This is a genomic window from Rhizobium sp. 05N49 (assembly GCF_056396805.1).
The window spans coordinates 457,085-482,001 of sequence record NZ_JBFTME010000004.1; the positions used below are offsets into that span (position 1 = coordinate 457,085).

Annotated in this window: 32 protein-coding genes; 13 read left to right on the forward strand and 19 right to left on the reverse strand. The window is 59.2% G+C overall.

Features of this window, described 5'->3' with window-relative positions; translation table 11 throughout:
- Position 1 precedes the first annotated feature (1 nt).
- The 4 genes from AC1DF8_RS11735 to AC1DF8_RS11750 all read right to left on the reverse strand — a co-directional run bounded on the left by AC1DF8_RS11735 (position 2) and on the right by AC1DF8_RS11750 (position 2,567).
- Positions 2-661: a glutathione S-transferase family protein gene (locus AC1DF8_RS11735; protein ID WP_112969138.1), complete on the reverse strand. Its 660-nt coding sequence runs from the start codon at positions 659-661 to the stop codon at positions 2-4.
- Positions 658-1,506: an aromatic ring-hydroxylating dioxygenase subunit alpha gene (locus AC1DF8_RS11740; RefSeq protein WP_112969139.1), complete on the reverse strand. Its 849-nt coding sequence runs from the start codon at positions 1,504-1,506 to the stop codon at positions 658-660. The genes AC1DF8_RS11735 and AC1DF8_RS11740 overlap by 4 nt, the downstream gene beginning before the upstream one ends.
- Positions 1,503-2,144, reverse strand: a complete 642-nt coding sequence (locus tag AC1DF8_RS11745) for a Rieske 2Fe-2S domain-containing protein (protein WP_113014366.1) — start codon at positions 2,142-2,144, stop codon at positions 1,503-1,505. Before AC1DF8_RS11745 ends, AC1DF8_RS11740 begins: the two co-directional genes overlap by 4 nt.
- Before the next feature lie 150 nt (positions 2,145-2,294).
- Complete coding sequence (locus tag AC1DF8_RS11750; protein ID WP_112969185.1) at positions 2,295-2,567, reverse strand: acylphosphatase; 273 nt, start codon at positions 2,565-2,567, stop codon at positions 2,295-2,297.
- Between the two features lie 201 nt (positions 2,568-2,768).
- Between AC1DF8_RS11750 and AC1DF8_RS11755 the strand changes: the two genes are divergently transcribed.
- Positions 2,769-3,326 carry a thioredoxin gene (locus AC1DF8_RS11755; RefSeq protein WP_183886352.1) on the forward strand — a complete coding sequence of 186 codons (558 nt, stop codon included), beginning with the start codon at positions 2,769-2,771 and terminating at the stop codon, positions 3,324-3,326.
- 145 nt (positions 3,327-3,471) lie between these two features.
- Here AC1DF8_RS11755 and AC1DF8_RS11760 read toward each other — a convergent pair whose 3' ends face one another.
- Complete coding sequence (locus tag AC1DF8_RS11760; RefSeq protein ID WP_478153668.1) at positions 3,472-4,764, reverse strand: DUF763 domain-containing protein; 1,293 nt, start codon at positions 4,762-4,764, stop codon at positions 3,472-3,474.
- A 217-nt stretch (positions 4,765-4,981) separates the two neighbouring features.
- On the opposite strand from AC1DF8_RS11760, the gene AC1DF8_RS11765 reads away from it, so the two are divergent.
- Positions 4,982-5,560, forward strand: a complete 579-nt coding sequence (locus tag AC1DF8_RS11765) for a BA14K family protein (protein WP_113202223.1) — start codon at positions 4,982-4,984, stop codon at positions 5,558-5,560.
- 189 nt (positions 5,561-5,749) lie between these two features.
- A complete protein-coding gene (locus AC1DF8_RS11770; protein ID WP_478153670.1) occupies positions 5,750-6,310 on the forward strand; it encodes a hypothetical protein in 561 nt (186 codons plus the stop codon).
- Here the strand turns inward: AC1DF8_RS11770 and AC1DF8_RS11775 are convergent.
- The 3 genes from AC1DF8_RS11775 to AC1DF8_RS11785 are packed head-to-tail and all read right to left on the reverse strand — an operon-like array spanning position 6,307 to position 8,549.
- Entirely contained in the window at positions 6,307-6,930 is a 624-nt protein-coding gene (locus AC1DF8_RS11775) for a response regulator (RefSeq protein ID WP_112545254.1), read from the reverse strand. The genes AC1DF8_RS11770 and AC1DF8_RS11775 overlap by 4 nt on opposite strands.
- A 1-nt stretch (position 6,931) precedes the next feature.
- Positions 6,932-8,320 carry a sensor histidine kinase gene (locus tag AC1DF8_RS11780; protein WP_112545255.1) on the reverse strand — a complete coding sequence of 463 codons (1,389 nt, stop codon included), beginning with the start codon at positions 8,318-8,320 and terminating at the stop codon, positions 6,932-6,934.
- 58 nt (positions 8,321-8,378) lie between these two features.
- Entirely contained in the window at positions 8,379-8,549 is a 171-nt protein-coding gene (locus AC1DF8_RS11785; RefSeq protein WP_183850403.1) for a hypothetical protein, read from the reverse strand.
- A gap of 196 nt (positions 8,550-8,745) precedes the next feature.
- Here AC1DF8_RS11785 and AC1DF8_RS11790 point away from each other — a divergent pair, with 196 nt between their 5' ends.
- Positions 8,746-9,144 (forward strand): DUF1236 domain-containing protein, encoded by a 399-nt coding sequence (locus AC1DF8_RS11790; RefSeq protein ID WP_112545477.1) that lies wholly within the window; start codon positions 8,746-8,748, stop codon positions 9,142-9,144.
- Between the two features lie 2 nt (positions 9,145-9,146).
- On the opposite strand, the gene AC1DF8_RS11795 is transcribed toward AC1DF8_RS11790, so the two are convergent.
- The 6 genes from AC1DF8_RS11795 to AC1DF8_RS11820 all read right to left on the reverse strand — a co-directional run bounded on the left by AC1DF8_RS11795 (position 9,147) and on the right by AC1DF8_RS11820 (position 14,105).
- A complete protein-coding gene (locus AC1DF8_RS11795; RefSeq protein ID WP_478153673.1) occupies positions 9,147-9,365 on the reverse strand; it encodes a hypothetical protein in 219 nt (72 codons plus the stop codon).
- A gap of 121 nt (positions 9,366-9,486) precedes the next feature.
- A complete protein-coding gene (locus AC1DF8_RS11800; protein WP_113145340.1) occupies positions 9,487-10,464 on the reverse strand; it encodes a glycosyltransferase in 978 nt (325 codons plus the stop codon).
- A 117-nt stretch (positions 10,465-10,581) separates the two neighbouring features.
- Positions 10,582-11,325, reverse strand: a complete 744-nt coding sequence (locus tag AC1DF8_RS11805; protein WP_478153675.1) for a glycosyltransferase family protein — start codon at positions 11,323-11,325, stop codon at positions 10,582-10,584.
- Complete coding sequence (locus AC1DF8_RS11810) at positions 11,318-12,811, reverse strand: glycosyltransferase family 2 protein (RefSeq protein ID WP_112545257.1); 1,494 nt, start codon at positions 12,809-12,811, stop codon at positions 11,318-11,320. Before AC1DF8_RS11810 ends, AC1DF8_RS11805 begins: the two co-directional genes overlap by 8 nt.
- Positions 12,808-13,437: an HAD family hydrolase gene (locus tag AC1DF8_RS11815; RefSeq protein ID WP_112545258.1), complete on the reverse strand. Its 630-nt coding sequence runs from the start codon at positions 13,435-13,437 to the stop codon at positions 12,808-12,810. Before AC1DF8_RS11815 ends, AC1DF8_RS11810 begins: the two co-directional genes overlap by 4 nt.
- On the reverse strand, positions 13,434-14,105 hold the full coding sequence (locus tag AC1DF8_RS11820) for a PI-PLC domain-containing protein (protein WP_113145341.1): 672 nt from the start codon (positions 14,103-14,105) through the stop codon (positions 13,434-13,436). The genes AC1DF8_RS11815 and AC1DF8_RS11820 overlap by 4 nt, the downstream gene beginning before the upstream one ends.
- A 243-nt stretch (positions 14,106-14,348) precedes the next feature.
- Between AC1DF8_RS11820 and AC1DF8_RS11825 the strand changes: the two genes are divergently transcribed.
- Entirely contained in the window at positions 14,349-15,854 is a 1,506-nt protein-coding gene (locus AC1DF8_RS11825) for an oligosaccharide flippase family protein (RefSeq protein WP_478153678.1), read from the forward strand.
- A 197-nt stretch (positions 15,855-16,051) separates the two neighbouring features.
- Complete coding sequence (locus tag AC1DF8_RS11830) at positions 16,052-16,441, forward strand: hypothetical protein (RefSeq protein ID WP_478153680.1); 390 nt, start codon at positions 16,052-16,054, stop codon at positions 16,439-16,441.
- 88 nt (positions 16,442-16,529) lie between these two features.
- Here the strand turns inward: AC1DF8_RS11830 and AC1DF8_RS11835 are convergent, their stop codons facing one another.
- The gene (locus AC1DF8_RS11835) at positions 16,530-16,904 is read right to left on the reverse strand and encodes a GFA family protein (RefSeq protein WP_478153682.1); all 375 of its coding nucleotides are present in this window, start codon (positions 16,902-16,904) and stop codon (positions 16,530-16,532) included.
- Positions 16,905-17,386: 482 nt separating this feature from the next.
- On the opposite strand from AC1DF8_RS11835, the gene AC1DF8_RS11840 reads away from it, so the two are divergent.
- Positions 17,387-17,728 carry a hypothetical protein gene (locus tag AC1DF8_RS11840; protein ID WP_478153684.1) on the forward strand — a complete coding sequence of 114 codons (342 nt, stop codon included), beginning with the start codon at positions 17,387-17,389 and terminating at the stop codon, positions 17,726-17,728.
- A 74-nt stretch (positions 17,729-17,802) separates the two neighbouring features.
- Here AC1DF8_RS11840 and AC1DF8_RS11845 read toward each other — a convergent pair whose 3' ends face one another.
- Complete coding sequence (locus tag AC1DF8_RS11845) at positions 17,803-18,357, reverse strand: hypothetical protein (protein WP_112545264.1); 555 nt, start codon at positions 18,355-18,357, stop codon at positions 17,803-17,805.
- A 194-nt stretch (positions 18,358-18,551) separates the two neighbouring features.
- On the opposite strand from AC1DF8_RS11845, the gene AC1DF8_RS11850 reads away from it, so the two are divergent.
- Positions 18,552-18,848 (forward strand): hypothetical protein, encoded by a 297-nt coding sequence (locus AC1DF8_RS11850; protein WP_112545265.1) that lies wholly within the window; start codon positions 18,552-18,554, stop codon positions 18,846-18,848.
- On the opposite strand, the gene xth is transcribed toward AC1DF8_RS11850, so the two are convergent.
- Positions 18,802-19,599, reverse strand: coding sequence for an exodeoxyribonuclease III (xth, locus tag AC1DF8_RS11855; protein WP_113202035.1), 798 nt, complete (start codon positions 19,597-19,599; stop codon positions 18,802-18,804). The two genes, AC1DF8_RS11850 and xth, sit on opposite strands and share 47 nt — an antisense overlap.
- A 490-nt stretch (positions 19,600-20,089) precedes the next feature.
- Here xth and rpsU point away from each other — a divergent pair, with 490 nt between their 5' ends.
- Together rpsU and AC1DF8_RS11865 are read left to right on the forward strand one after the other, a co-directional pair.
- The gene (rpsU, locus tag AC1DF8_RS11860) at positions 20,090-20,326 is read left to right on the forward strand and encodes a 30S ribosomal protein S21 (protein ID WP_112545267.1); all 237 of its coding nucleotides are present in this window, start codon (positions 20,090-20,092) and stop codon (positions 20,324-20,326) included.
- A gap of 69 nt (positions 20,327-20,395) precedes the next feature.
- Positions 20,396-20,590: a hypothetical protein gene (locus AC1DF8_RS11865; protein WP_112545268.1), complete on the forward strand. Its 195-nt coding sequence runs from the start codon at positions 20,396-20,398 to the stop codon at positions 20,588-20,590.
- A 9-nt stretch (positions 20,591-20,599) separates the two neighbouring features.
- On the opposite strand, the gene AC1DF8_RS11870 is transcribed toward AC1DF8_RS11865, so the two are convergent.
- Both AC1DF8_RS11870 and AC1DF8_RS11875 read right to left on the reverse strand, forming a co-directional pair.
- Positions 20,600-21,868: an acyltransferase family protein gene (locus AC1DF8_RS11870; RefSeq protein WP_478153688.1), complete on the reverse strand. Its 1,269-nt coding sequence runs from the start codon at positions 21,866-21,868 to the stop codon at positions 20,600-20,602.
- Between the two features lie 196 nt (positions 21,869-22,064).
- Complete coding sequence (locus AC1DF8_RS11875; RefSeq protein ID WP_478153690.1) at positions 22,065-22,694, reverse strand: alpha/beta hydrolase family protein; 630 nt, start codon at positions 22,692-22,694, stop codon at positions 22,065-22,067.
- Positions 22,695-23,006: 312 nt separating this feature from the next.
- On the opposite strand from AC1DF8_RS11875, the gene minC reads away from it, so the two are divergent.
- From minC to minE, 3 genes are read left to right on the forward strand one after another with little or no spacing between them, the layout of a single operon-like run.
- Positions 23,007-23,750, forward strand: a complete 744-nt coding sequence (gene minC, locus AC1DF8_RS11880; RefSeq protein WP_112545271.1) for a septum site-determining protein MinC — start codon at positions 23,007-23,009, stop codon at positions 23,748-23,750.
- 29 nt (positions 23,751-23,779) lie between these two features.
- Positions 23,780-24,595: a septum site-determining protein MinD gene (minD, locus tag AC1DF8_RS11885; RefSeq protein ID WP_112545272.1), complete on the forward strand. Its 816-nt coding sequence runs from the start codon at positions 23,780-23,782 to the stop codon at positions 24,593-24,595.
- Positions 24,592-24,849, forward strand: coding sequence for a cell division topological specificity factor MinE (gene minE, locus AC1DF8_RS11890; protein WP_112545273.1), 258 nt, complete (start codon positions 24,592-24,594; stop codon positions 24,847-24,849). The genes minD and minE overlap by 4 nt, the downstream gene beginning before the upstream one ends.
- The last annotated feature ends 68 nt before the right edge of the window (positions 24,850-24,917 follow it).

A 24,917-nucleotide genomic window follows, 5' to 3' on the forward strand; every position in this document is an offset into this window, starting at 1 on the left:
CTCAGCTTTCCTCCTTCGCAGGATGAGGATCGGGCTTCAGCTCGTGCAGGCGGTGAATGCCGGGCATCTCGATGAAGCCGCCAAGGCTGCGGACGGCCCTCAACCAGAGCCGGATGTTTGGATAGGGATCGAGCGAGATGCCGCCATCGGGCGCGAGCGCCACATAGGGGAAACAGGCGATATCGGCGATCGTGGCGCGGTTCGACGCCAGGAAGCGCATACCGCGAAGCTGCTGTTCGAAGAGACCAGCCTCCAGCTCGCGCAGCGCGGCGATGCCTTGCGCCTGAAGGCTTTCGATATTGCCGGGGCGCAGAAGCATTTCATGCAGCCGCGCGCCGCCGAGACTGGCGGTCAGCCGATGCGAGAAGGACAGCCACTGCTGCACTCGCGCCGTCTCTTCAGGCGTGCTTGTACCCAACCATTCCGGCGCGCCTTGGGCGGCGAGATAGGCGAGAATGGCGGAGGATTCCGTCAGAACGAGATCGCCATCTTCCAGAATCGGAATCGACCCTGCCGGATTGAGCGCCAGAAGTTCCGGACCGCGATGTTCAGCGCCAGGATGAAAATCCACCGCCCGGATATCCAGTTTGATACCGAGGATTGCCGCCATCAGGCGGATCTTGTAGCAACTCGGCGAGAGAATGTAGTCGTAGAGCTTCATTGCGCGACCAACTGTGCACCGTAGGTATAGTTGTGGCGCTTGAGCCAGCGTCTGTAGGCGACCGAAGTCAGGTCTGCGCGCGTCGGTATTTCCATGCCGGGATCGAGCGGCAGAAGGGCTGGGATCTGGTTCTCGAGGATCGAGCGGTCCTGCAGGAAGATCATCTGCTGGAAATGAATGAGATCTGTCATCGGTGTGTCGTCATCAAAGAGTGCCATCCATGGCCACACGTCGCAAAGGTCTTCCGCAAGCGGTTGGACGAAGAGGGTAATGACGTCCCATTCGCTGGGGCGGGGAGGGCAGGTCTTGTAGAGTACCGAGCAGGTAGGTGCCGGCACGCGATACATATATTCGGTGGTGATGCCGCCGGTCGCCGATTTGGCGGCCTGCGGCTGATAGAATTTCACCTGCGTTGCCCAGACCTCGTCCTCGTCTTCGCGGATCTCGACCTTGTAGTTCTGGACTTCCGTATGAGGCTCGGCGCCCAGAATATCGGTATGGACGAAGGGGAAATGGGCGATGTCGAGGAAGTTCTCGACCGCCCGCAGCGGTGAGCAGCGCACCCGCACGACGCCCACATCGACGAAGCGGCGGCCGGGCTGGTCCGCCTCGGGAATGGCAAAAAGCTCCTTGCCGGGATTGCCGAGCGACGACCAGACATGGCCGTAGCGGATGCGGACCGGAAGGCTGCGCCCATCGGCTGATGTCACCTGCGCATTGTCATCGGAGGTGCGCGCGACTTCTATGGGCTCGCCCATCAGAGCGGTCTTTGTGCCGGTTTCGCTGAGGCGGGAAAAAAGGCCGACCGGATACCATTCGTCGATCATTGCGCCAGCCTTCGTCATGCCACCTCCTTCTGCCGCGCTTCCGCCTGCCGACGCACGGCCTCGGCGACGCGGGACGCCGTGACTCGGTCCGCCGGGCTGCGATCCTTTTCGATCATGACGTGAATGAGCGTGCGCCCTGCTTGCTCAGTCGATAGCAGCCGGACCCATGGACAGTTCGCAATTGGAATGAGCCCGTCCATACCAATTTTCGCGCCCGCAGCGGCTTCGAGCGCCGGAATGCCGGCCTCGGCAGTCAACGAGCGCAACGGCAAGAGATCATCAAGCGATGGCTGTGACGCCGAGGGTTCTCCAACGGCAACCCAGATGACACCACCCGATTCCTCGACCTCATGAATTGCGACACGGATCGTTTCCGGCGGCACGAGTTCGGGGTGGGCAGGGATGCGGATGCATCCTCCCGCCGGAGAATAGCTCCAGCCGTGATAGATGCAGGAGAGTGCCTCGCCGCGCACGAAGCCGTGGGACAATCGCATCCCGCGATGCGGACAGCGATCCGACGATGCCGATACGCGCCCTGACTGAGTGCGCCAGAGAGCGATCGATCCTGCTGGCGTCCAGGCCGGTATGACGGTTGCCGGCGGCAGATCAGCAGAAAGGGCGACTGGCGTCCAAGAGCCGGCCGTATCAGATGGCATAACGTATAAGTCCTCAATATTCCCAAGGCTTTAGCGCCGCCGGCCGTGCACGGTTCCCGAGCTGGCGGCCTCAGCTGTCAGAGGCTTGCATAAAAAAACCGCATTGGCAACAATGATTAAATAAAGGGCAGGCCCCAAATGTGGTCAGGGCTACGGTGTGTCGGCAGGGTCTACAATCCTGCGCTGAATCTCGTCCACCCAGACGTCGATCGGACCGAGCGAACACCCCATTTCCAGCATGTCGATCAGCTCAACGGGACCTGCGACCTCAAGTTCGATTCGGTCGGCGCCCATGTAAAAGAAATCCTGGGACAGTCCAAGCTTGTCGGCATGGCGACGGATCCACGGAATGAACGAGGCCGCATCGACATCGCCGAGGATCGTCATTCGCTCGCGCAACTCCCCCTGCCGTGTCTGCGTCATCGAATTATCCATCATCTGATCCCTGAGAACAGCATAGCGGCTTGGTGCCGTTGTGAAAGGGGGATGATGGAACGAACGGTCTTATGCCTTTCATGTGCCATGAATAATTAGGCAGGAAACAGCCATATCATCAGCGACGGAGGCTGCTCCGGTGATTATGCTGACCGGTAACATCGATCCGCAGGACAAAAGGACATGAACATGACAACGACTTCATGGCACGCAGACCCGCTCGCTTGGGGTTTCGGACCGCGCATTTTCGAGGCCTTTCTGGAGCCGACCTGCCCCTATTCCGTCAGGACATTCAACAAGCTGGATGCGTTGCTCGAACAGGCCGGAGCGGACAGGATCACAATCAAGATCCGCCTGCAGTCGCAGCCCTGGCATCTCTATTCCGGCGTGATTGTGCGTTCTGTTCTTGCAGCCTCGACACTGAATGGTGGCAAGGAAACCGCAAAGAAGGTCATGGCGGCCGTCGCCGTCCATCGTGAGGAATTCGAGTTCGAGCGTCATGCCGGCGGTCCTAATATGGATGCCACCCCGAATGAGATCATCGAGCGCCTCGAGCACTACAGCGGCGTGGCGCTGAAAGAGGCCTTCGCTATCCCCAATCTCGACAAGGAGATCAAATGGCACTGCAAATATGCCCGCCAGAACGGCATCCATGTCTCGCCGACCTTTATGATCGACGGACTGGTGCGGCCGGACCTGAGCAGCGGCGATGATGTCGAGGCCTGGGTTAAGCTGCTGATCGGCTAGCCGTTAAACAATGTCGAGGAAGTGATCTCAGGACTGGGATGTTCCTGTCGATCGCTCCTCGGCGACGAAAACTCCGTTCGAGCCGCTTCCTCATCGTTTCGAGATGAAAACCGCCGAAATGCTCGATACAGGGGCACGCACGCGCTCAGCGGAGATCTTTACGAGGGCGTGCTGTTTCTTCCACAGGCGTATTTTCCGGCGGCTGTTCCCAGCCAAAGACGCTTCGGCCGCCGAAGGCCGAGGACTGCCGGAATTCGCCTGCGACAATTTCCTTGAGGTCGGGGCCGGTGACGTAGCGCTCCATGCTGCGCGACTGGTCGTCGAGACGACGCAAGGCCTGCAGTTCCTCATCGCGCCCGAGTTTGCCCTTCACGATCGCGGATTTCATCACATTGATGGTCTCGTCGTAGACTTTGAGCGGTACAGGGAAGGGGTGCCTGTCCTTGCCGCCGTGAGCGATCGAAAAGCGGGCAGGATCGGAGAAACGGCACGGCGCGCCGTGCACGACTTCGGCGACGAGCGCCAGCGCCTTGACTGTGCGCGCGCCGACGCCGGGCACAAGAAGCAGATTCTCGAAATCGACCGGTCCACGATCAGCAGCCGCAGCAAGGTTGCCGTGCAGCCGCCGCATATTGACGTCGCTTTCGCGGACATCATGGTGCGCGGGCATGATGAGGTGCGGCAGCATCGGCTGTTCTACCGGCTCAGGAGCGGGTGCGGGACCGGCCGCCAAGGCAAGGGCTGCCGCCTCGCGGATGATGCGATCCGGTCCAAGTGTTGCAAGGAGATCGAGCTGGTCGTGACGGGATTTTTCAGCGCGGCGGTCGGCAAGATTGATGATCTCACCCTGCGAGCGGCCTTCGATCGCCGCATGCGGGGAATTGACGAAGCTCTCCAGTCCTTCGGAAAACCAGTGATAGCGCCGCGCCTGACGCTTGTCGCCGTTCATACCTTGCTGGACGATCACCCAATGGCCGTCATCGGCGACGATGAAGCCGTGCAGATAGAGATCGAAACCATCCTGCACCGCTGCGCTATCTACCTTGGCGACCAGGCGACTTGTCTTTGCAAGGCCGGCACCGTCAAGGCCGGTGCGATCACCGATCGCCATCAGTTCGTCCGGCGTCTTGCGTGATTGCGCACCGCGCCCGCCGCAGACATGAAGGCCGAGTTCCTTGGAGAGTGGTTTCAGTCCACGTTTCAACGCCCCGAGCACGCTGGTCGTGATGCCGGAGGAATGCCAATCCATGCCCATGACGGCGCCGAATGACTGGAACCAGAAGGGATGGGCAAGCCGGCGCAGGAATTCATCGCGCCCGTAATGGTGCACGATTGCCTCGGCGATCAGAGCGCCGAGTGTCGTCATGCGGTTACCCAGCCATGGCGGCACGCGCCCTCCGTGAAGGGGGAGGTCGGCGCTGCCCGCTCTCTGCGACATGCTTCCTCTTTCTGTCCGTAATCTGCTGCGGTCGACGGGATCAACCGATAGAACAGCTATCCGTCAAAACCGGGGCGATGGCAATAAATTCCTATTTACAGGAGGCGGCTCACCATCCCGGCCAAATAAGCATCAAAAGATGCGATTTCCCATCCGGCTGCGGAACCGAAACCTCACTTCCTAATTTCTATGTCAACTGGGAATGTGAGACTGAGTCATGAAGTCGCTTGCTACACCATCCATGTTTCTGCCGGTGATCCCGATCGTTCTGGTTGGCGGTCTCGGCTTTGCCTCCTATGGGGTTCGCGAACCGGCGCCGCATCATTTCGCCAACCTCGATGCGCCGCTCTGGACGACGATACCGACACACGTTGATCCAAAAACGCAAAATTACGAGCGGCTTCCGCCCCTTCAGGCCGCGGCTAACGATTTGTCCTCAACGCCGGCCAAGCTGGTTGGCGTAACTGCCATTGCGCCGCCTGATGCAACGATGACAGGGGCGATCGAGCAGCCGAAGCAGGAATGGACTGCTGACGGTCGTCATCTCAGCCGGTGCCAGCAACGTTATCGGTCTTATAATGTGGCCGACAACACATATCAGCCTTTTGACGGGGGACCCCGCAAACCGTGCGTGATTGAAGAAAGAGAGCCCTCCGTCGGGCTACCCGCGGCGGACGCAGCCCAGAGCCCGCATATATCATGGTGCGCCGCCCGCTATAATTCCTATCGCGCTGTGGACAACAGCTATCAGCCATTCGACGGGCCAAGACGTCAGTGTGTAGCTCCCGTAATCTAGGCAAGATCATTTTAGTCTTCCCGTGAGAAGATCGCGTCCTTGGTGATGACGCTTGCTTTTTGCCCCGGACCAAAGTCCGAGGTCATCTGGCACCTATGTCCGACCGTCTTGCAATTTCGGAACAAGCGGTCAATCTCATGCTTCCTGCTTTGAGCAGACACTTGAGGAAAAAGGACAAGGCAAGCGACGATGGTGATCTCCAAGCGCAATTTTCTGATGGGCTGCGGCGCGAGTTTTCTTGCCGCTGCGCCGCTGAAGGTTGATGTGGCGGGTTCGTTTCCCTCGCTCGCCAGCCAGGCAGCCTTTGCAAAGAACGATAACGGCAATGGCGGGGGAAATGGGAACGGCAACGGCGGTAATGGCGGAGGTGGTGGAAACGGCAACGGCGGCGGAAATGGTAATGGCGGGGGAAATGGAAATGGTAACGGCGGGGGAAACGGCAACGRCAATGGCGGCGGGAGCGGCAACGGCGGGGGGAACGGAAACGGTAATTCGGGCGGCAGCGGCAACAGCAGCGGGAGCGGACGATCCAGCTCGACCGGAGGCGGCAGCACGGGCAATGCGTCCTCGACATCGGGAGCACGCGCAACCGAAGATACGGACGGCACGATCGATGTCCGGCATACGAATGGAATAACCGAAACCCTACGTGCAGGACGCTACATCATGAAGGATTCGAAAGGCCGTACGATCATCAACCGGCGGGCGACGTCGGCTGACAGCACGCGGCTCACGCGCCTCCTGCGCTAGCGTTTTTCGCGCCACCGCAAGGCAGCTTCCGTCCTGTTCGTTACGCCGAGTTTTGTCAGGATCTGGGTCATATGATGCTTTACCGTTTTCTCCTGCAGGTCGAGACGCAGGCCGATGTGCTTGTTTGAAAGGCCTTGCGCCACGAGATCCATCACCTCGCGTTCCCGAGGAGTAAGCGCGTCCCTGTCCGATGCCTGCCCGCTCAACGAATATTCCATGACTTTGGCTGACATCGCCGGGGAGACGTAGCGGGCTCCCTTGAAGACGGTGCGGATGGCGTCCGCCAGGCCGCGGGAGCCGACACCCTTGAGAATGTAACCTTTTGCGCCGCGTTGCAGCGCCTCGACCAGCGTATCGACTTCCTCTGAAGCCGTGAGCATGAGAATTTTGGTCTCCGGGCTTATGGAAAGGATCTCGTCGATCACCGATAGGCCGTCCCCAGGCATCGACACATCGAGAAGCAGCACGTCCGGACGGGTATCGGCGGCGATCATTGCTGCATCAGATGTGTTGGCACCTTCTCCGACGACGACAAAATCGCTGACCTCGGAGAGGCTGCGGGTGACCCCCTCGCGGAACAGGGGATGGTCGTCTACCACGCCGATTTTGATGGACGTCATCCTAATCCTCCACTTCCATAGGCGCGAAGGTCATGATGACAGTCGTTCCGCCTTCGCCGGTTATTATGTCGAATTCCCCGCCAAGGCTATCGATCCGTTCCTTGAGCCCGGCAAGGCCGAGGCTCGCCGGCCTTACCTGCGTCGGATCAAAACCCTCGCCTCGGTCGCTGACTTCGACGCGGACGGCGCCGCCGTGTGATGTTGCTCTGACTGCCTGCTCCACGCCGCCTCCGTGGCGATAGGCATTGTTGAGCGCCTCCTGAACGAAGCGGTAGATGCAAATTTTGAGAGCGGTGGCAAGTTCCGGATCGTCCTCGTCAATTTTTGTATCGACAGTAGTGCCGGTCTTTTCTTGGTGGGCTTCGACAACGCGTTTCACGATTTCCGTAATCGAAGCCTTCTCGATTTGCGGCAGTACCAGTCCCTTGCAGATGTCGCGGATCTCCTTCATCGCCTCGGCGAGACTCGAACGGATCCAGGTGAGCTCCTTTTCGCGTGCCTCCGGCTGGACAGCGGCGTCGACAAGCAGGTTGCTGTCGAGCCGCAGCGAGGCATAGGCGATGTGCTGCGCGGGACCGTCATGCAGATCGGCACCGATGCCGCGCAAATAGGTTTCGTTCAAGGCCGCGGCGCGCTGGGAAGACAATTGAAGCCGGCGTTGTAGGCCGCGATTTTCAGCCAGAAGTGCGGAGAGTTCGTCTACCCTGGCCTTTAACGCTTCGCGTTGCACTTCGATCGTATGGCTGCCGCGAAAGACAAGAATGGAGAGGGTGAGGAAGAAAATCGCGGTCAGGCCGGCCACGGCCAGCCAGCTCCAGAGCCGTGCCTGCGCGAGGCTGTCTTCCAGCCCTTCGGAAGTCTCGTAGAATTCAAGCACAGCCACGGCCTCTCCCGACCAAGGCTGCAAAACAGGATTGTAGATTTCCATGAGCGCCCTGCCGAGGTTCCGCTCTTCGGCGCTTTCAGGGTCGCTTGCGACTTCGTAACGCGCGACCAGCGAGCCTGCAAACGCCTGGGCGAGTTTGCCATTGACCGGAAATGTCTTCCCCACCAGCTCCTTTTCATTGGAGTAGAGGATCGTGCCGTCACGGCGCCACAGCTTGAACGACACGAGACGGCGGCCAAGTGCGCCCTGTCCAAGTGTTTCATCGAGCGCTTGGGCACTCGCGTCATCGAGCAGCGATTCCGTCTGCATGTCGGGAAGCAGGGGTGCGACCACGCTGTCCACGTAAAGCGCTGTTGCAGCCCCGGAATTGTGAATGACGGCATTTTCGATAAGTCGGGTGACGATGAGCCCGATCCCGAACATTGCTGCAAGTGAGACGAGTCCTCCCATGATGAAGAATTGGGAGGCGAGGGAGCGGGCGTTCCACCGTATGAGCCAGTTCATTTCCAACCTGATTTGCGACGATCCATGCAAACTATCGCATCGGCCGGACTTTTCCACCTCACCTGGACTGGACGACATCGGCGCCGCGAATGCTGGCGGTCAACTCATCGGTATCACCCGACATGGCCGTGCCGAAGACGTAGAGCATGACGGCAAGAAAGATGACGAGCGCAAGCAGGGATGCGTTCCATGCGCTGGAAATTTCCGGGATTTCGTTCCTGTCGTCCATGACTAACTCCTCTTTCGATGGAGGGCCGAACGGATGAGGAGGCAGTGCGTTCCGGGGCAGGGACTTCAGTCCGCGCGGGATCGGACCAAAGTCTGAAGCCAGTCCGACTGAGGTCCGGGATCCGGAACAGCAAGGAAAACCGGTCGTTGGTTTGGCAGCGGTCAAGGAGGCCGCCTCGAAACCAGAGGAGGAGAAAATGCTCTCCAAACTAGTTGTGGGCACGGCTGTTGCCGCGTCTCTCATGTCAGGCATCGCACTCGCCCAGTCTTCGACGGTCAATGGTGCCGCTGGTGGCGCCGTAACCGGGGCGATCGTCGGTGGCCCGGTGGGTGCGGCAGTCGGCGGCGTAGCCGGTGCAATTGTCGGCACGGCCATCGATCCGCCGCCGCAGAAGGTCGTCACCTATGTTCGCGAAGCTCCGGCTCCCTCGGCCCGCGTGGTCGTCAAGGAAAAGGTCGTTGTCGGCCACGCCTTGCCGGAGACTGTTGTCGTAACGCCCATTCCGGACAATCCGAAATATGCTTATGCGATCGTGAACGATGAACGTGTCATCGTCGAGCCTTCTTCCCGCAAGGTGATCCAGGTCATCAACTAACCTCAATATCGACGCGGCATCTGCCGCGTCTCTTCCCCGGTCATCCATGATCTATCCCGAAGAAAGACCCGGTGGCCTTGGCCGTGCCTGTCATCGCGATCCTGCTTGCGATGCCAGGCATTCTCGCTGCACTCTTTGCCGCAGGGGATCACGATGACCGTCGCGGCGGCCGTGTATGGATCCGCGTGCAGCAAGTGCTGACCGGCCGCGATGAAGCTCATCACGACCTCCTGTCAAACGGCCCGGGAACTAGCAGGATCCAGCCCAGTCGGTAGTCGTGCCACGAAGACGATTTGAAGGACTACCGCTTGCACGGATCTCAACCGAGGATGCCGTCGATCGTCAACGCGACAAGGCCTGCCAGGGCGAAAGTCTCCCGAAGAGCTTTGTGATAGCTGAGAGCGATGCGGCCCGCATGCGCAACAGTCTCTGCCGGCGAAGGGCATCTACGCGTGTTCCCGGTGCCTTCGCGAGTGCTGCCCTGGCTGCCCTCACGGGCTCTACCAAACTGGCCGCGACATCCGGCAAGGTATCCACTTCCGCTTCGAGCCGCGTGAGATAGGCGTTCAGCCCGTCGGCGGCGGCTTGCCGCAGGCGGGCGGTTGGAGCGTTGCGAAGTCTGCGCGTCGCCCAGCGCAGATGTTCCTCAGCGTGCCGGTGCAGCGCCTGCGGATGCTTGTATGCCCTGTGGTCGCCAAGCATGTCGGCGACAAAAGCCACTTCTCCGAGCTCGCCGCAGCGCCACCAGAGCTCCATATCCTGCAGATATTGCCAGGCCGGATCCCAGCGGCCGGCCTTGAAGAAGACATCCGTCCGGATCGTCGCACCCGGCATCGCGACCATATTGTTGAGCAGCAGCAATTCCCGGAAGGCCTCACCGCTGTTGCTGTAACTCCACGCGAAGCGGTGGCCAGGGATCGGGTCTCCTTCATAGGTGATCTGCCTGAAACGGCCGTGGATCAGGGCGGGGTTGCGCATTGCCGCGCGCCCGATGGCGCGCAACGCGCCCGGAGCGAGGCGATCGTCGGCGTGCAGTGTGACGAGGTAATCAGCATTCGCGCCGGCGGTATAGGCGCGGTTCCAATTGTCCGTGCGCGGTACGGTGTCGCGGTGCAGAGCCGGCTTCAGCAAAGGAGACGAGTAGGATTCGATTATTTCCCGGCTGCCGTCGGTGGAGCCGTTGTCGCAGATATGAACCTCGAAGTCCGGATAATCCTGTGCCAGAGCGCTGTCGAGCGCCTCGGCAAGCGTTTCAGCATTGTTGTAGCAGGGTATGATAATGGCGAGAGAGGGTAATCTGCTTGATGTTCCGGCCGTCATGATGATCTCCCGTTTACTCGTCCTCTGATCCCGCGAAGCGCGTCAAGGGATCGTCAGCAAGGCTCCGCTTGTCCCGGTCGAAGCGGGACGGCACCAGTATTTCCTCCGTCGTCGACGCTAGCCGGCAAGGGCCGCGTCTGCGATCTTCACATCGAACACATTGCGCGCCGGTAGCGTCCGGACATCGAAACCGTGAGCGACCACGCCGTTCAGCATCGGGCAGACAAAGAGCAGGCCGTTGTGCGAAAGGCGTGCTCGGTTCTCCAGGCTATGGGCCAGAGCCAGATGAAAAACGGCAGCGTTGCGGAAAGCATAAACACCTGCCGATGCATGATCGGAAATAACGACCTTTTCCCTTGCCTCCTGCATCCGGCCATCCTTTCCAAGGCTGAGATAGCTGTATTGCGGATGGCGGGAAGCGAATGTGAGCGCGAGACCGCCGAGATTGGCGTCGGCAGCGAAGATGTCGGCAATATCAGCATCGCAATCGAACATGATATCGCAGAGATCGATGATGACGGGTGCGTCCGGAAACGCGACGAGCGCCATACCGGCCGCAGCGCTCCAGGCGGCGCCGCCGCTCATTTCGGACAGCCAAACGATGCGCGCTGTTGGATAGCGTGCCAGCAATGTTTCACGGGCGTAGCGCTGTGATGCTGGCCTGTCCCGCAGCACGAAAACAGGCACGGCCGCACCGCTCCACCAGGCGCGCGCCTCCAGCGTGGCGCCGAGCAATGTTGTCTTTCCAACCGGCGTTTCCGCCTTCACCGAGCCGTCAGGTCGCTCAAAATCATTCCCGGCCATGGGAATGACGATGTTCAGCGGCGCTGTCGCGTCCGGGTTGGTTGCGACCTCACGCATAGGCAGGCTCGCGGCCCTGCAGATATTCGGCAAGGTCCTCCGGCGTGCCGAGCCCGTGCATGTTCCTGACGTCGATCTCGTAAACGCCGATGCGCGCACCGTTGCGAATGGCGTAATTATAGGCCGGGCAGACATAGAACTCGTTGTTGGTGCGGTCGTTGTGCACCATCATGTCGAGCGCGCCCTTCATGAAATCGCCGGCGCGGCGGAAGAAGTAGATACCAACCGTCGCCAGTTCGGAGATCGGCTGCTTTTCGGCAACCCTGAGCACGAAGCCTGCCGCATCGGTTTCGGCGAAAGACCATTTCGGGTCGCGCTTCGGATCGCGAAACACAAGGATCGATCCGTCGAGATCGCGCGACATGCAGTCATCGATGAAATCGACGATACGCATGTCCACAACCTGGTCGGAATTGGCGATGAGAAGCGGAGCTTCCTCGTCGAGGTGCTGGCGCGCCAGCAGAACAGTGCAGGCGGTGCCTTCGGTGAGTTGATCGACCGAAACGATCCCGACGCCCTGCGAGCGCAGTTCGGCCACCGCATCCGCCTGGCTGTCCAGATGTTCGCGCAGCAGCAGGACCGTCGGCTGTCCGCCGGGCGGCAGCGTGTTTTCCAGCACATGCTGGATCATCGGCCGGCCAAGCACGTCGATGAAGGGCTTTGGGCGGGTGAACCCGACTTTGGCGAAGCGGCTGCCCCGGCCGGCGGCCGGTACTACCAGCTGCACGGGTCGCTGGGCCTGTGCGGAGGACAGGCGGCGGACCCCATTGAGCTCGAAGTTCTCGATCATCTTCGGATTGTAGAAGCTGTGGTAGCGGTCCGCCGGAACGCTTGCGGAAACGACACGGCCGCCATCCAGGATAACCTCGTTCAGCGAGGAGCTGACATAGTAGCGGTCATCCACCGTCACCCCGTGCCTCAAGGCAGCAGTCGCGGCCTTGAAGAAAATCTGGGCCTCGCGGAAATAATAGAATCCGGCGATCGCCTTGTTGCTGATCACATCCTTCTCGGATGTACGGTTGACCAGGCCGTCGTCGCCAAGCGTCACATAGGACCAGCGCGGGTGGATCGTCTCGAAGGTGATGACGCCGGCATCCGCTTTGGCTGCCTCGAATTCGGCAATCACGGATGCAAGGCGGGTGTCGATAATCTGGTCGCTGTTGGCAATCACCAGCGGCTCGGTCGGGTCGATCCTGTCGATCGCCATCAGGCAGGTGCAGAGCGCGCCGGCGGTCGCGCCTTTCAGCATGACGACTTCGGAGCGACCATTGGTGCTGAGGTCGAAGATCCGCTCGTAGGAATATTTGACGGCATCCTGCTGATCGACGAGGAAGAGGAAATGCGTGTCGCCGCCGAGCGACTTCATGTTTTCGATCGCCCACAGGATCATCGGCTTTCCGGCCACTTCGATGAGCGGGCGCGGATAGGCGTAGTCTTCCGGGCTGAAATGCGGGCTTGTGCCCGTGGTGGGGAACAGGACGATCATGCCATCACCTCCGATACACGCTTGATTTCGGACACGATCCGGCCGTAGACAACGTCGGCCGGTGTTCCGATCTGCATGACGTAAGCGCCGCTGTCGCGCGCGGCCTTCAGGCCATATTCATTGTCTTCGAGAATAAGGCACTCATCCGGCCTGAGACCGAAGCGCTCCATCGTCGTCACATACATTTCCGGATCCGGCTTGGCCCGGGTGACATCCTCATTGGATACGATGAGGTCGATATAGTCCGCCAATCCGGCGCGCCGCATCATTGACTCGATGGTGACACGGATCGAGTTCGAGCAGACGGCGATCTTGTAGCCGTCGTGCTTGAGACGGCTGAGCGCATATTGATGGGCAAACACCGGCTTGCAGCGGGTGTAGATCAGCTCCATCGTATAGTCCTGCTTCAGCTCATGGATCAGCTCGTTCAGTCCCTTCGGCAAACCGTTGGTACGGGAGAGGATCTCCAGCTTGCGGCGGGTCGGCAGGCCATCGAACGTGGTCAGATGGGCTTGGCGATCAATCGGCATGCCGAAAAGATCGAGCGCCCGGTTCAGCGCCTCATAATGCCATTCCTTGGCATCGATCAGCACGCCATCCATGTCGAACAAAACAGCACGGATCATGTGACTTCCTCCTCAACCATCCAGGCAAAGCTCTGCTCGGCTGCATCGGGCAGATCGGTACAGATCATCAGCCGCTCGAGTGGAAGTCCGCTCTTCGCAGCCTGTCGCAATGCGCCGGACCAGGCAGCCCAGACTGCCTCATGCGGGCGCTTGTGCAGTTCCGGCGAGACCATCGCGACGTATTTTCCGCGTCGGAGATCGTCGATCGCGCGTTCGATGGATGCCGGCTTTTCGGTGAAGGAATCTACCCAGACACCCTCGCAACGTTCGTAGAAGGATGGGTAGAGCTCGACTTCGCTGTAGCGGGTGAAAACCGGGATGCCGCTGTCGAGATAGGGCCTGAGATCGGGAACCGAGGCATCGAAAACGAAGGAGCGTTTCGTCACCCCATACTGCTCCAGCATCGGCACCAGGGCAGGGCAGAGGCCGTCCGCCTTGATATTGATGGCGAGCCGGCCCGGGGCGCCATTTGCTGCATAGCACTCAAGAACGCGCGCAAAGGACAATGCGCCGGTTGTGGCGGGATCGTGTGAAATAACCAGTTCGCCATCCAGGTCGCGAACATCCAGTTCGACGCCATGCCCGGCGGCAAAAGCCTTGTCGAATGCCCCTAAAGTGTTCCGCTCATGGGGGGCAAGCCACCAGCCACGATGTGCAAGTATGATCATTATTATGTCCCTCCGGCCAAATTGGCCAATAAACGATTTTGTGTCGTCACAAAGGGCCGGATGAAATCCATGCATGTGCCGACCAATCTTCATATGCAGGATTGTAATTCCATCTTGACTATGCAGAAGTGAGTATAGATCGTCAACATAGAATATACACCAAAGTTGTTACTTTGGTAACACGTGCGGTACGCGTAATAATGCAAATATAAATGCCAGATAAACTCAATAGAACATGTGACCATGGGCACATCTAGTACGGCATCACTACTCGGCGCAGATCAAGACCAGGAGCCGCGTAGTGTCTCTACATCGCGGGATGCGCTATGGGTTTCGGGCGCTCGTCTGGTCAGTCAGCTCTGCGGTATCGGTACGTTGCTCGTCGCGGCCCGCGTCCTCTCACCGGCCGACGTTGGCGTCTTTGCCATGGTCTCCTCGACCGTGTTGCTGCAATCGAAGATTGCCGAAGCCGGATGGAGCGAATACCTGATTGCTGCGCCGCACGATCGAGAGCTGCCCGGTACGGTCCTTTTTTGCGCGCTTGCAAGCGGTTTCGCCTTCACCATCCTTGGCCTGATCGGGCTTGCCGTTTCGCTCGTCTGGCTGGCACCCACCGGATCGATCTTTGTCACTCTCTTGCTGCTGATGGCGACCATCGTGCCCGGAACGTTCATTATCTGCCAGAGCGGCGTACTGGTCAGGGGACGACGCCTGCGTGAACTTGCCTGTTATCAGGCAGCATCCGAATTTTCGGGCCTTCTGGTCACGACCGGCGGACTGTTGCTTGGCTGGGGCATCGTCGCGCTCGCGGCAGGACGCTGTTGCGTCGTCATTGTCGCTCTCCTGATGTCCACGGGCTTTGCGCGCTGGCTTCCGCGCTTCGAATTCCAGCTCACGACTGCCCGCGAGGCGCTTGCCTATTCTACACGGCTCCTGGCGTCACGCCTGATGCAGTTCGCGCAAAGTTACGGTGCGGAATTCCTGATCGTGTTCTTCATCGGCGCGACGGAGGTCGGCCTCTACAGAATGGCAAGTCGCATCGTCGGCGCGGTCACAGAGCTCATTTCCGAACCCGTGCGAATGCTGGCATGGAGTTATTTCTCCCGCCAGCAGAGCGCGGCGGGCGGCGGGGCGGAAGGCCTCAGCCGGCTCACGTCATTGATCATGGCGGCTACCGCATTTGCCGCTCTTCCCGTCTTCATGGGGCTTGCCGTCGTATCCGAGCAGCTCGTCAGTGTGCTGCTTGGGGTCCAGTGGCTCGCGGCCGCCCCAGTGCTTATTCTTCTGGCAGCTGCGCGCGGTATTGCCGTCATCCAGATGCTCAACGAACCCGTACTCAGCATTATCGGCCGGGTCTCCCTGTTGCCACGGCTGAATATGGTGTTCACAGCAACAAGCCTCGCCTGTCTTGCGATTGCCGGCTGGGTCCGCCCGGACCTCGTCAATATCGCGATCGCGCAGGTCGTGGCTGCGGCATTGACCACCTCAATCTCTCTCTACTTCCTGCAGCGCGGCACGGGTTTCCGTTGGCCCTCCCTGTTGCGCAGGGTTCTTCCCGCCGGGCTGGGCGCCTGCGTCATGGTCGGCGCCGTCGGTCTGGCCCTGCATATGACAGGCGGCAGCCTGCATTTGCCCTTGGTGGACTTGTTGATGGGGGTTGTGGTTGGCTTGCTTGCCTATGTCGTCATCGCGTGGTCCAGCGGTCGCGCCCTGATGGCGGAGCTGAACCATGTGACAGGTGCGCGCTAGCGGCCCGGATGCTGATGCCCTCTAAAGCCGAGCTTTGGTCGAGCGCTTCGACCGTGCAGTGGGAGACGAGATGCCCACTTGATTGTCTATCGCTTGAGGTTATGGGCACTACGCGGGATGTATCGGCGAGCTTCGAACTTATGACCGCTGAGCGCGTTTTCATCTTGCGATAATCGACCCGCCGGATGGAGGTGCCCATGACGGATATACGAACGCGCGGATTCAAAACGAAAGCCGAGGTTGATGAACATCTTGCCGATATCGAAAAGGCGGCCGGAGCGGAGGAGGCTATGTTGCCGCGGGTCGATCAATCGGCGGAGGAGCAGGAGACTGCCGAGCTCGCAAGATTGCAGGCGGACCTGACGTCGTTGCGCCGACGCGTCGCTCTCCTCCGCGAGCAGGCAAAGACCGCCATTTCGACACGCGCCCAATCGGCGGATGGGAGAGCCAATCAGCGGCTTGCGAACTATCCCTGGCTGAAACTCGCCGGCATCATTGCCGTGACGCTCCTGGTGGCGGCACGGTCCAGATCACTGCCTTCTTCTCGCATGACAGTGATGCCTCTCGCCTTTTTGCGTTCTCGCTAAGGGTGACAGCCGAAGCGAATAATTGACGGGAGTTCGGCGATAACAGGGATCGATCGCGTGTGGGCGATTGCCGAACTCTCCACGTCGATCAGATACGATCTTCCATGAACTGTTCTGCTCCCTCCACCGGCTGTAGCCAGGGTTCGCGCCGCTTGATCCAAAGCTCGTAGGTGGGCTTGAGGCCGGTTGGCGCGTCCTCAAGCGTTCCGAGTTTGATCTCGGCCTCGTCTTCGTCGTAGGCAAAGACCCGCGAACCGCAGGTCGGGCAGAAATGGCGGCCGTGATGCACTGCGGTTTCCCCCGTGGTTTGGAAGGCGTCCTTCCGCCAGATGGCGTAGTAGGTAAAGGCTGCGCCGCTTTCCTGCCGGCAGTCGGTGCAATGGCAAAGCCCGATCCGTTTCGGCTCACCCTCGACCTGGTAGCGTATCTTGCCGCAACCGCAGCTCCCCTGTCGTATGGTCATCCAACTCCCTCCCTTAGTGCTTCACTCCGACGAGCGGTTGATCGTCGTCGAAATTGCCGTTGCTCAAACTGTCGTAGCGATTGAGGCTTGGCTTGCCGCCGCGAGTGCCGAAGGGCGTCAACTGCACCATCCCTGGCGCGATCGAGTGCGGCTTCTTCGCTCGCCGCCGCTTCGGGAAGACGTACTGTCAACTGCTCACCGGCGTCGCCGAAGAAATCGACATGCCAGACCTTGTGCCGATGCGTTACCTTTGCGTCGCTCACATACATTGAAACCTCCCTTCGGCTCTTCCGCGGGCTACGCTTCTCTCGTGGCTTGGAATTCATTGTATCAACCGATATGCTCGCGGTTGGTTCCGGGGTCTTCGTTTCCTGGGCTCTGCGTGGGCGTGATTCACTCAAGGCTTCACTCCGCGCTGCCAAGAGACGGGCATTCATCGAGGAGCCTTGCTTGATACAAGCTGGCTTGCGTCGCAAGTCGAGATGATCGACGCATCCAATTGCAATCCTCTGCGTTCACTTCAAACACCACATCTGTTCGAACGCTCGAAAGGAACGCATATGAGTTTTCCAGTTCCGACAACGAATGATCCTACGCATCGGTATCAGGAGGCGACAGACGCTGCCCGTATGGCCTTGGAGGCGCTTGTCGCTGATGCCAACGCGGCGGGCTGGAGCACGGATGAAATAACAGTGGCACTGGTTGAGGCGGCCCGCTCGCTCAAGGAAGCAAACACAAGGGATCCAGACCCCGCCGAGGATCCGTCGATCAGCGATATCGATGCGAAGCAAGGACAGATTGGGCGTGGTGAGTTATTCGACTGAGTGACGACCCGGCGACCGCTCACGAACATGAGAAGCCCCGGACGTGAGGTCGCATCTGGCACAGGATCGTCTCGTCAGATCCTGATCTGCAGCAGACCACCCCTGGCAACCTGTCTACCGTGGCACCAGAACGGGTGGATCATGTCACTTATAGTCAGGATATCGGCGCATGGAACAAGCGGCGACCATCCTTCATCGGCATCGAGGCCAACGAAGGCCAGCCGTGTCAGTGATCTTGTACCTGAAAGCAAATCTTCGTCATCGACGGTGATGTCTACCAGCAGTACTTCCGGAGCCCGCACGGAGCAATCGACCGCTTCCCGAGCGATCGTCGTCACCGATATGCTCGGCCCGATATAGAAGGCCATGATTGTGTTGTTGTCGAAATCGGAGATGGCGGGAACGAGCAGATTTGGTGGTAAGGCTGTCAGCGTGTCGCGTGTACCGTCGAACCGATGCCCGGTAACGTCCTCACCTGCGAGACTGCAATTTCCCGAAAACTGATAGAAGATTTCGCGTCGGGTCAGATATTCAACCGTCCACTGACCGATATGATCTGCTGCGTTTGAAATCGTGAGCGCCGCGATCTCCGAGACGACTTCGTGGAAAGTGGTGCGAGCGTTGGCCATGGCAATTTCTCCTTGAGAGAACAAAGGCGGTGGACGGATGAATGTTCCACCAAAAGAGAATAACGCCCATGCGTGGGTGATGACCCACGGCTTCGATCGCGGCCGTGCTTTCAGGAAGGTACCGCCGAGCCACGCAATGAGCGCCATCATATTGACGCAGTGCGCGTTAACCTTTGAGAGCGAAGGAGATGAGCATGGCCGGCTACGATAGCTATTATATCGAGATCACCACGCGTCTTCGATCCGTGCGATCTTTCTGCGACTTCCTGTCGAGCGGCGGGACGGTTGGTGTTGCTTCGGCGGATGGCAAACGCTACGGCGATGTCACCCCCGATCTGCTTGCAAGAACGCGCAAGGAAGCAGAGGCACTGGATCGCATACGCCGGCAACTTTTTCCGGAGCGTGCGGATGAGGAGGTTTCGCCGGCGCTCTATACCTGTGAACTCAACGGCTCTCGCCCGCCACGTAAGGCAGGTCGAGCTCAATCATGACGGGTGCATGATCGCTCGTGTGGTTCCACCGTCGCGGATTGCGCCGGACGCTCACAGAGCGAAGATGTGGGGCGATGTCTGGGCTGAGAAGCACATGGTCGATCCGCAGTCCGGCATCCCGTTCGAATGAGTTTCTCCAGTATTTCCAGAAGGTGTAGATTCGCTCGTCCGGATGAAGGTGGCGAAGCGCATCCGTCCATCCCTGTTGAACCAGCCTGGCATAGGCCTTCCTGACCTCTGGTCTGAACAGGGCATCATCGCGCCAACGTTCCGGCGAATAGACATCCATGTCTGTCGGTATGACGTTGAAGTCGCCGATGAGGAGGGTCGGGACTTCGATGTCCAGGAGCTCTCCGGCATAGTGATGCAGGCGTTGAAACCAGCGCAGCTTGTAGTCGAACTTAGGGCCGGGCACAGGGTTGCCGTTTGGAAGATAGAGGCAGCAGATCAACAGACCGCTTACGGCAGCCTCGATGTAGCGGCTGTGGCTGTCGTCCGGGTCTCCCGGCAAGCCTCGGCGCGTAAGCACCGGCAGAACGTCTCTCGCAAGGATTGCCACGCCATTCCAGCTCTTTTGGCCGTGCCAGACGGCGCGATAGCCTAAGCGTTCGATCTCCCGTTGGGGGAATTTATCATCGGGAGTCTTCAGCTCCTGAAGGCAGGCGATGTCCGGCGCATCTTCTTGCAGCCATCGCACGAGTATTGGGAGGCGGCCGACAATTCCGTTGATATTGTAGGTGGCTATTTTCAATCGACCTCCAGACGGCGAGGCGGGCCGGACAGGTTGGGTGCTCGTCTGCCATTTCGTTGGCCATGGCGGGAAACCGGAAAAATCGCCATGTTCACCATCCCCGTCGCGTCCGGTTGACACGGTCCGCACTCGGCGAGGGGAATGTGCATGGCTTCAGAAAGTTCCGTTGCCCCGACGCCGAGGTGGAATCAGGCCGGCTTGCAATAACGTCACCCCGCTCTTACTTACCTCCTATCACCCTTATCGGCTGGGTAAGGACCCATCGGACCGCAGGATCTCCTCTTGAGGAAGCGCGGTCCAGACAAGACTTTCGCAAACATCGACCATTGGCTGGTCCAGTACCTATCGCAGCCGTAACCACGCAGCGGCAGAGCCAGATCCTCTGATCGTTTGATCCAAGCCTGCTTGGATTTGCGCCCACCCGTGCAGGACGAATGCCGCGAGATCGCCAGGCGAGCGGGTTCGGTACCATCATTCGCAAGGAGAAAACATGCAGGTCATCGTTAGAGACAACAATGTTGAACAGGCTCTCCGGGCGCTGAAAAAGAAGATGCAGCGCGAAGGACTGTTTCGAGAAATGAAGGAGCGCCGGGCCTACGAGAAGCCCTCCGAGCGTCGCGTCCGCGAAAAAGCCCAGGCTATAGCCCGGCAGCGCAAGGCTGCCCGCAAGAAGATGCAGCGTGAAGGGCTTCTACCGGCAGCAAGACGCCGCGCGTCTGCGCGCTGATAACAGCAGCGCCGCCGCAATAAGCCGGTGGCGCTCTATTCTGGCCCCTCTGTTCTGGAAAGGGACATCATGGAAGAGTTGCGTAGTTTGACGGTTTCCGATGATCGGCTTGACGATTGCCGCGAGGCTATCGGACCTGATCTGCAGGATCTGATCGAGGCGACTGTGGCCTCTGGTTTTACGATCGAGGAAACACTGATTGCGATCAGCGAACTGGTGGCAGAAGATTTCGCCTCCGCGGTAAGGCTCCCAAGCGTTCACTGAGGAGGGCACTCAAGCGCGCGATACGCGGTCTCGAGGTGGTGCGTCATGATTGTCGACCACTTTTTCTTCTCCATCGAGCGCGTTTTGCATTTCCTCGAGAACGCGAATGAGCTGCGAAGTCGTCGGCGTTGTGTGGTTAGAGATAACCGGGTCGGCAGCAATATCGACGGGCATTCTCTGGCCTGTCCGCGACAGCGCTGGCAGCAGGCTCACGATGAGCCGGGCGAAGAACTTCTTTCGGCGTTCGGCGACCTCTGCCAGCAGGAAACAAAGGACGAAGCAGGCAACCAGCAGGGCTGCCGCCGTCGGAACATGCTCCTCCACCGGATGCAGGAAGGATGCAAACATGAGAATGAGCGGCTGGTGGACAAGATAGAGCGTAAAGCTGCCGCCAGCCAGCCATCTGATCGCCGGACCTGTCTTTTCGAACAGTGGCCGAGCCTGGCGAAGCAGCGATGCCGCACCGATAAGATGCAAGACCACGGCAACGCCGATGAGATTGAAGTAGACGAAGTTGATCGCTTCTTGAGGTAGTGACCAGGTCTCGTACATGTTGGTTGCGGCGCGATCGGCGAAAAACTTCAGGCTGAAGAACAGCACGACCGATGCGGCAATCATTGCGATCGCGATGGGACGCCGAAAGGGTGGGCGCTCGATGACGCACTTCATCGTCAACCAGCCCATGAGCCACAACGGCATATACATCAGGATTTTCGGGCCGGCGAAAGCGGCCCAGAGGCACAGCAACGGTATTTTCGCGCGGCTCGACGAAAAGGCCAAGAGGCCGAAGAACAGGTAGTATTGAACTTCAAAGCCCAGCGACCAGTAAGGTTCGCCGCTGCCGAAAACGGCATGCGCAAACCATAGTTGATTGGTGAAGGTCACGTAGGCGAGCGCGGCTTCGACCGAAACTGGCGTGAAAAATCCGGTGTTGATGAAATCGTAGTAGAAGGCGTTCGCATGTGTCCCGATATTGTCGGCCACGAAGATCACCGCAATCGCCAGCAGGGCAACAGGCATAATTCGGGCGAGACGGGCGACAAGGTATACGCGCCACTCCCTTTCGCTCACCTGCCTGACGTAGCTGATAACAAATCCTGAGAGGACAAAGAAAACGGCCACCGCTTCCCGCCCCCAACCAAGAGGTCCGATCTTGATGGTGGGGAGAAGGAAGACATGCGCATGGGAGAGAAATACGACAACGGCTGCGCCGAACCGCAGCAGGTCGAGGTAGATGGAAAGATTGCCGTGGATCTTCCTGCCGTCAGTCGCGCCCATGCCTTATTTCCCGCCGGATGACAAAGCGCATGTTCAGTTGAGAGCCGCTTCGTTCAGGACCTGATTTCCGCGCGGATGCGCGAGGGCGCCATTCGATCAAGCAAACCCTTTAAAAATGTTTAGTGAATAGTCTTAAATGCAGAGAAATGGCCGCTTTCGACAGAAAAATCGCGTTATGCGCGTATTTCCCGGACCGCTATAACCGTTTTGCCCAGGCCGCTGCATATGCGGATAGTTTTTGCATGTGGTCGCCGGCGGAATAGCCTGAGATCTTCTTCCGTGGCTTGAGGTCGTGGTCGCCATCTTCCAGCCAGAGCAGATCGATCTGATCGGAGAGCGAATAGGTTGCGACCTCTTCTCTTGATCCAAAGGGGTCACGCGTTCCCTGGCAGATCAACGTGGGCGTTTGCAGGCTCTCCAGATGCGCGGTGCGAAGCTGGTTCGGCTTTCCCGGCGGGTGAAACGGATATCCGAGGCAAAGCAGGCCCCGGATTTTCTTCGCCGCAAAAGTCTCGTCTGCGATCATGCTTGCGACACGACCGCCCATCGACTTGCCCCCGATGATCAGGTTGCCGGCATTGAGTTCACCGATCGCTGCACGATATTCGCCGAGCAGATGGTCTGCACGAGGCGGCGGCTTTACCGCTCCGGTCTGGCGACGCTGGGCCATATAGGCAAACTCGAATCGCGCCACCTTGAAGCCGCCGTCTGCGAGCGCTTTCGATAGACCGGTCATCGAAGCAGAATCCATCGCTCCGCCTGCACCATGGGCAAGGAGAATGGTGAAACTTGCCGTTTCCGGTCCCGTAATCAAAAAGCTGGTCATTTCTTCTCCGCGTGCCCTTGATGTGAGTCTGTCATACAGGCGGCGATACTCTGCGAGCGAATATGCGATCTTAGCAAGAGCATGGCTCTCAATCGACCGAAGGCTTTCCGGCTTCTATTGCCCCTCAAATCAAGCAAGGCCCTGATTTTTCAGGCAAAAGACTGAATATAGCCCGCATGAGGTGCGGCGTTCAGTGGATTGTTCGCGACCGTTTCAGGGAGCCATTTTTTGGCTCCATCAGCCCTGCGTTAACGATTTGTTAACCATGAAGCAGCTAAAGCTTTTAAACCGAAATTAACCAAGTTTACTAACGTGTTAACCGAAGCGCGCTCCATTCGCATCAAAGGCAGATCGTTTCTTGCGGTCGTGCTGACACCTGATTTGCCGTTCGAGGATTGGCTCGTACGTCTCGACGACCTCGCTGCGAGATCAGCTGGTTTCTTCCTCGGCAGGCCGGTTGTTCTGGATGTCAGTGAACTCGCGCTGGATCGTGCCGCCCTCAAGGGAATGGTTGCGGCTCTCGGCGAGCGCGGCGTCAGGGTGATGGGTATTGAAGGCGCGCGACCATCGCAGCTCGACGCCAGCATGCCGCCGGGCATGGTTGGTGGGCGACCGGCCGCTGATGTGGAGATGCCTACCGCTAGCGCGGAGACCGAGGCGCGGAAACCGAACAAGGCGCAGCCGGCCGAAGTGCGAGAAGTCGTTGCACCGGTTGTTCGTGCAGCTCCGTCTTCGCTTGTACTGCATGAGCCGGTGCGCTCCGGTCAGTCGATTGTTTTTCCCGAGGGGGATGTAACGGTCATCGGATCCATCGCTTCGGGCGCTGAAGTTATCGCTGGTGGTTCGATTCACGTTTATGGCGCGCTTCGCGGACGTGCACTCGCCGGGTCGATCGGCAATTCAGCGGCGCGAATCTTCTGCCGCAAGCTGGAGGCCGAGCTTCTGGCAATCGACGGGATCTACAAGACCGCCGACGATCTGCCGGCGGATCTGCGTGGCCAGGCTGCGCAATTATGGCTTGAGAATGATGCGATCATGGCGTCGCGACTGATTTAACGGGTGAATGGTTCAAACAGGAGAGGGATATGGGAAAGGTCATTGTTGTAACCTCGGGTAAGGGTGGCGTTGGCAAGACAACCTCGACTGCAGCGTTGGGGGCCGCGCTGGCGCAAAGAAACGAAAAGGTCGTGGTCGTCGATTTCGACGTTGGCCTTCGCAACCTCGATCTCGTCATGGGCGCCGAGCGCCGGGTCGTCTATGACATGATCAATGTCATTCAGGGCGACGCCAAGCTGACCCAGGCGCTGATCCGTGACAAGCGCCTCGAAACGCTGTTCCTGCTGCCGGCGTCCCAGACCCGCGACAAGGACTGCCTCACCGAAGAAGGCGTCGAGCGCGTCATCACCGAGCTTAAGAAGCATTTCGACTGGGTCATCTGCGACAGCCCGGCCGGTATCGAACGTGGTGCAACGCTTGCTATGCGGCACGCTGATATCGCTGTGATCGTCACCAATCCAGAAGTTTCCTCGGTACGCGATTCCGATCGCATCATCGGTCTTCTGGATGCCAAGACCGAAAAGGCGGAGCGCGGCGAGCGCATCGAAAAGCATCTGCTTCTCACCCGCTACGATGTCACCCGTGCCGAACGCGGCGACATGCTGAAAGTGGATGACGTGCTCGAGATCCTGTCGATCCCGCTGCTCGGTATCATCCCGGAAAGCATGGATGTGTTGCGTGCGTCCAACCTTGGCGCTCCGGTGACGCTTGCAGATCAGAGCAGTGCGCCGGCCAAGGCCTATTTCGAAGCGGTCCGTCGCCTTAATGGCGAAGTTCTTCCGGTTTCGATCCCCGGCGAGAAGCGTGGTCTGTTTGGCAAGATCTTCGGACGGAGGGCAGCATGAGCGTATTCGATTTCTTTCAGAAGAGGAAAACTGCGCCGGTTGCGCGCGAACGCCTGCAACTGCTTTTGGCACATGAACGAATCTCCCCCGGATCGGATCTCGTTTCGATCCTTCGAGAAGAGATCCTTGCCGTGATTGCCAAGCATGTCGAAATCGAAGGCGATCGCCTGCAGATCAGGATCGATCGCGGCGAGAACGTCTCAATCCTCGAAATCGACGTCGAAATTCCCGCCAAGGCCGCCCGGGCGGCTTGAGGTTCGAGCTGATTTATCCGGGAGGCTGAAAAGTCTCCCGGGAAAATCTCATGTTCCTCACAGTGGCG

Coding starts and splice junctions, on each gene's coding strand:
- AC1DF8_RS11735 (WP_112969138.1), bottom strand. CDS start 661: ATGAAGCTCTACGACTACATTCTCTCGCCGAGTTGCTACAAGATCCGC.
- AC1DF8_RS11740 (WP_112969139.1), bottom strand. CDS start 1,506: ATGACGAAGGCTGGCGCAATGATCGACGAATGGTATCCGGTCGGCCTT.
- AC1DF8_RS11745 (WP_113014366.1), bottom strand. CDS start 2,144: ATGCCATCTGATACGGCCGGCTCTTGGACGCCAGTCGCCCTTTCTGCT.
- AC1DF8_RS11750 (WP_112969185.1), bottom strand. CDS start 2,567: ATGACGCAGACACGGCAGGGGGAGTTGCGCGAGCGAATGACGATCCTC.
- AC1DF8_RS11755 (WP_183886352.1), top strand. CDS start 2,769: ATGACAACGACTTCATGGCACGCAGACCCGCTCGCTTGGGGTTTCGGA.
- AC1DF8_RS11760 (WP_478153668.1), bottom strand. CDS start 4,764: ATGTCGCAGAGAGCGGGCAGCGCCGACCTCCCCCTTCACGGAGGGCGC.
- AC1DF8_RS11765 (WP_113202223.1), top strand. CDS start 4,982: ATGAAGTCGCTTGCTACACCATCCATGTTTCTGCCGGTGATCCCGATC.
- AC1DF8_RS11775 (WP_112545254.1), bottom strand. CDS start 6,930: ATGACGTCCATCAAAATCGGCGTGGTAGACGACCATCCCCTGTTCCGC.
- AC1DF8_RS11780 (WP_112545255.1), bottom strand. CDS start 8,320: ATGAACTGGCTCATACGGTGGAACGCCCGCTCCCTCGCCTCCCAATTC.
- AC1DF8_RS11785 (WP_183850403.1), bottom strand. CDS start 8,549: ATGGACGACAGGAACGAAATCCCGGAAATTTCCAGCGCATGGAACGCA.
- AC1DF8_RS11790 (WP_112545477.1), top strand. CDS start 8,746: ATGCTCTCCAAACTAGTTGTGGGCACGGCTGTTGCCGCGTCTCTCATG.
- AC1DF8_RS11795 (WP_478153673.1), bottom strand. CDS start 9,365: ATGAGCTTCATCGCGGCCGGTCAGCACTTGCTGCACGCGGATCCATAC.
- AC1DF8_RS11800 (WP_113145340.1), bottom strand. CDS start 10,464: ATGACGGCCGGAACATCAAGCAGATTACCCTCTCTCGCCATTATCATA.
- AC1DF8_RS11805 (WP_478153675.1), bottom strand. CDS start 11,325: ATGCGTGAGGTCGCAACCAACCCGGACGCGACAGCGCCGCTGAACATC.
- AC1DF8_RS11810 (WP_112545257.1), bottom strand. CDS start 12,811: ATGATCGTCCTGTTCCCCACCACGGGCACAAGCCCGCATTTCAGCCCG.
- AC1DF8_RS11815 (WP_112545258.1), bottom strand. CDS start 13,437: ATGATCCGTGCTGTTTTGTTCGACATGGATGGCGTGCTGATCGATGCC.
- AC1DF8_RS11820 (WP_113145341.1), bottom strand. CDS start 14,105: ATGATCATACTTGCACATCGTGGCTGGTGGCTTGCCCCCCATGAGCGG.
- AC1DF8_RS11825 (WP_478153678.1), top strand. CDS start 14,349: ATGGGCACATCTAGTACGGCATCACTACTCGGCGCAGATCAAGACCAG.
- AC1DF8_RS11830 (WP_478153680.1), top strand. CDS start 16,052: ATGACGGATATACGAACGCGCGGATTCAAAACGAAAGCCGAGGTTGAT.
- AC1DF8_RS11835 (WP_478153682.1), bottom strand. CDS start 16,904: ATGACCATACGACAGGGGAGCTGCGGTTGCGGCAAGATACGCTACCAG.
- AC1DF8_RS11840 (WP_478153684.1), top strand. CDS start 17,387: ATGATCGACGCATCCAATTGCAATCCTCTGCGTTCACTTCAAACACCA.
- AC1DF8_RS11845 (WP_112545264.1), bottom strand. CDS start 18,357: ATGGCCAACGCTCGCACCACTTTCCACGAAGTCGTCTCGGAGATCGCG.
- AC1DF8_RS11850 (WP_112545265.1), top strand. CDS start 18,552: ATGGCCGGCTACGATAGCTATTATATCGAGATCACCACGCGTCTTCGA.
- rpsU (WP_112545267.1), top strand. CDS start 20,090: ATGCAGGTCATCGTTAGAGACAACAATGTTGAACAGGCTCTCCGGGCG.
- AC1DF8_RS11865 (WP_112545268.1), top strand. CDS start 20,396: ATGGAAGAGTTGCGTAGTTTGACGGTTTCCGATGATCGGCTTGACGAT.
- AC1DF8_RS11870 (WP_478153688.1), bottom strand. CDS start 21,868: ATGGGCGCGACTGACGGCAGGAAGATCCACGGCAATCTTTCCATCTAC.
- AC1DF8_RS11875 (WP_478153690.1), bottom strand. CDS start 22,694: ATGACCAGCTTTTTGATTACGGGACCGGAAACGGCAAGTTTCACCATT.
- minD (WP_112545272.1), top strand. CDS start 23,780: ATGGGAAAGGTCATTGTTGTAACCTCGGGTAAGGGTGGCGTTGGCAAG.
- minE (WP_112545273.1), top strand. CDS start 24,592: ATGAGCGTATTCGATTTCTTTCAGAAGAGGAAAACTGCGCCGGTTGCG.